The organism is Streptomyces sp. NPDC051940 (assembly GCF_040680895.1).
Taxonomy (GTDB): domain Bacteria; phylum Actinomycetota; class Actinomycetes; order Streptomycetales; family Streptomycetaceae; genus Streptomyces.
Map to the genome: position 1 here is coordinate 1 of NZ_JBFAXR010000264.1, position 3,189 is coordinate 3,189.

Consider the following 3,189-nt stretch of genomic DNA (forward strand, 5'->3'; position numbering starts at 1 on the left):
CGGCGAGGCAGGCGTACAGGACACCGGCCAGCGCCGGCACCTGGCGGGCGGCGGAGGCGATGAGCGCGGCCCGTACCGGATTGGCCTTGTGCGGCCCGGATCCGCCTACCCCCGCGGCACCCGCTTCCCCGTCGCCCCGTCGATCACCGCCCGCTCCCCGAGCGGCCGCTCCAGCTTCACGGTCAGCGTGAACTCCTTGGCCAGCTCGATGCACACCTTGCCCGGCTCGTCCTCACCCACGACCCGGACGGTCACCGACGTACCGCTCTCCTCGGCCGACGCGCTGTACGCCGTACACACCCCGCCCCAGAAGGTGACCTTCACCTCATTGCCGGAGGCCGCGTACGACGTCACCGCCACCGCATGCCGCACCTTCGACGGATCCGACGGCCGCCCCGTCCCCGGCGCCCCGGGCGTCGGTGTCGGCGAGGGCGTGGGCGTCGCCGCCGGCGCCTCGCGTACGTACCGCGGTGCCACCGCCGGGTACGCGATCACGCCGTGCCCGGAGACCTCGTACAGCCACGACGGCACCAGCAGCTGCTGTCCGGCCGCCGTCCGCGCGGCCGACAGCCCGAACTCCGCACCCGTCACCGCCAGCGGCGCCTGCTTGACCGGCGGACACGGCTGCACCTCGCCGACCTCACCGTCCTTGCCGAGCACCGCGTCCGACCCGCCGCCCGACCCGACGGACCCGTCCGACCCATAGGGCACCGCCGTCGCACAGTCCGGCGCCGAGCCCAGCTTCGCCCACTGCGCCCGTGCCTTGTTCAGCGCCCGCAGCGTCTCCTCCGCCCCCACCACGGGGTACGTCTCCCGCTCGGCCGGCGTCGTCAGCTGCCCGCTCGCCAGGGCGACCTTGCCGTCGTGGTCCACCTGCAGCCGGGTCCGCCACCCCGCCGTGGGCAGTCCGCCGACCACCGGATCGGCCTCCACCGTCCGCAGCGACCCGTACGTCCGCGAGGCGTCGTACGCGGCCTCCCGGTAGCCCTGCGCCCGCAGTACGCCGGCCGCCGCCTCCTTCGCCGCACGCTCGGACACCGGCGGCAGTCCGTCCACGCACTTGGTCTCCGAGCACCCGTCGGACGACGGGCAGCCCTCGCCCTGCACCTCGGGCGCCACGCAGTCCAGATCGCCACCCGAACCCGCCGCGTACGTCGTGTACGACCAGGCCCCGGGCGCCGTCACCGCCACCCGCAGCAGCGGGCCCTGCCCGTCCCCGGCCGCCCCCACCAGCCACGCGTCACCCTCGCGCCGCGGCTGACCGGCCAGCCCGAACTCCTCCGCCAGCCGTGCCACCGCCTCCTGGGTGACCGCGGCGGTCGCCCCGTACACCGGGGCCGACTCCGGCCCGTCCGACGGCAGCTCGCCCGTCGCCCGCAGGGGCACGCCGGGCCACTGCGACACCGCCCCCGTGCCGTACGGCGTCAGCTCCAGCACCGGGGGAGGGGTCTCGTCGCGGGGGGCGGCGTCGTCGGAGCGCGACGCCTCCCGACCGGAATCGCCGCCGGTCTGTGCGGCCGTATAGGCGACCCCGCCGCCCGCCAGCATCACGCCCAGGGCGACGGCGGCCGCCAGCACGGGCACACGCCGGAACCGGCCCGTGGCGCGCTCGTCCGGGCCTGCGGAGTGTTCACTGGTCACGTTCGGTGCTCCCGCCTGCGTACGGCATCGGTCGGTTCTGCCGATGGGACGGGAGAGCGGGCGCCGCGGTTCCGCCGGGAGCGGGCCGGGCGGGCCCGTCAGCGGCGCGGACTAGTCGCCGTACTCCGACATCCCGCTCAGCAGTGCGGCGGACGCCGGTGGGACAATGATCCGCGCCAGGCCGCTGATCCGCGAGGGCGGCAGCGGCGCGCTGCCCACAGGCGCCACCGCGGTCCAGTGCGGCGCCATGAGCGCGCAGTCGTCGCGCAGCTCGGCCAGGCCCCCGTCCAGCTCCAGCGGAGCCTCGACGGATGCGTGGTGCTGCAGGTGCTTTGCCATATCACCGACGTTACGCACCCCTCTCCCGGTGAGAAAGCCTTACCAAACGGTAGGCTGCGCGTCGTGCGTATTGCTGTGTGCGGATCCATCGCGACCGACCATCTGATGACCTTCCCCGGGCGCTTCGCCGATCAGCTGGTCGCCGACCAGCTGCACACGGTGTCGCTGTCCTTCCTCGTCGACAAGCTGGACATCCGGCGTGGCGGGGTCGGTCCCAACATCTCCTTCGGCATGGGCCAGCTGGGTGCGAGGCCGGTCCTCGTCGGCTCCGCCGGGTTCGACTTCGAGGAGTACCGCGCCTGGCTCGACCGCCACGGCGTGGACACGGACTCCGTCCGTATCTCCGAGATGCTCCACACGGCCCGTTTCGTCGTCACGACCGACGCCGACCACAACCAGATCGGCTCCTTCTACACCGGCGCCATGAGCGAGGCCCGGCACATCGAGCTGAAGACCGTCGCCGACCGGGTGGGCGGGCTCGACCTCGTGCTGATCGGCGCCGACGACCCCGAGGCGATGCTGCGCCACACGGAGGAGTGCCGCGCCCGTTCCGTCCCCTTCGCGGCGGACTTCTCGCAGCAGATCGCGTGGATGGACGGGGAGCGGATCCGGGCGCTGCTGGAGGGCGCCACGTACCTCTTCTCCAACGAGTACGAGAAGGGGCTCATCGAGTCCAAGTCCGGCTGGTCCGACGCCGAGATCCTCTCCAAGGTCGGCACGCGCATCACCACGCTCGGCTCCCGCGGTGTGCGGATAGAGTCCCTCGGCGCGGAGACCATCGAGGTCGAGTGCCCCCCGGAGGAGCGCAAGGCGGACCCGACGGGCGCCGGCGACGGCTTCCGGGCCGGCTTCCTCGCGGGCCTGCAGTGGGGTGTGAGCCTGGAGCGCGCCGCGCAGGTGGGCTGCATGGTCGCGACGCTGGTGATCGAGACCGTGGGGACGCAGGAGTACGAGCTGCGGCGCAGCCATTTCATGGAGCGGTTCACCAAGGCCTACGGCGTTGACGCGGCTCACGAGGTCCAGCAGCACCTTCGGTGATCCCTTGCGTCGGCTGACGCGGTTCGGCGCTTCGCGCCTCAGTCCTCAAACGCCGGACGGGCTCAGGTGTGACCTGGGACGGGGCCGGGCGGGACCGTCTCCCGGCGGTCCCGGGCCCGGCGGCGGTCCTCGAGCACCGCGTTCCAGGCGTTGCGCCTGGCCGTGCTCTGG

The 3,189-nt window shown here is 73.5% G+C and carries 3 protein-coding genes; 1 reads left to right on the forward strand and 2 read right to left on the reverse strand.

From position 1 onward, the window contains the following. Positions 1-105: 105 nt before the first annotated feature. Both AB0M28_RS40195 and AB0M28_RS40200 read right to left on the reverse strand, forming a co-directional pair. Entirely contained in the window at positions 106-1,641 is a 1,536-nt protein-coding gene (locus AB0M28_RS40195) for a hypothetical protein (protein ID WP_365415758.1), read from the reverse strand. Positions 1,642-1,752: 111 nt separating this feature from the next. Continuing rightward, positions 1,753-1,980: a hypothetical protein gene (locus AB0M28_RS40200; protein ID WP_365415760.1), complete on the reverse strand. Its 228-nt coding sequence runs from the start codon at positions 1,978-1,980 to the stop codon at positions 1,753-1,755. 63 nt (positions 1,981-2,043) lie between these two features. Here AB0M28_RS40200 and AB0M28_RS40205 point away from each other — a divergent pair, with 63 nt between their 5' ends. Then, positions 2,044-3,018, forward strand: coding sequence for a carbohydrate kinase family protein (locus AB0M28_RS40205; RefSeq protein ID WP_365415762.1), 975 nt, complete (start codon positions 2,044-2,046; stop codon positions 3,016-3,018). Positions 3,019-3,189 lie beyond the last annotated feature (171 nt).

Bases quoted from the DNA above. Each gene is read 5' to 3' on its own strand.
- AB0M28_RS40200 (WP_365415760.1), bottom strand. From the start codon at position 1,980: ATGGCAAAGCACCTGCAGCACCACGCATCCGTCGAGGCTCCGCTGGAG.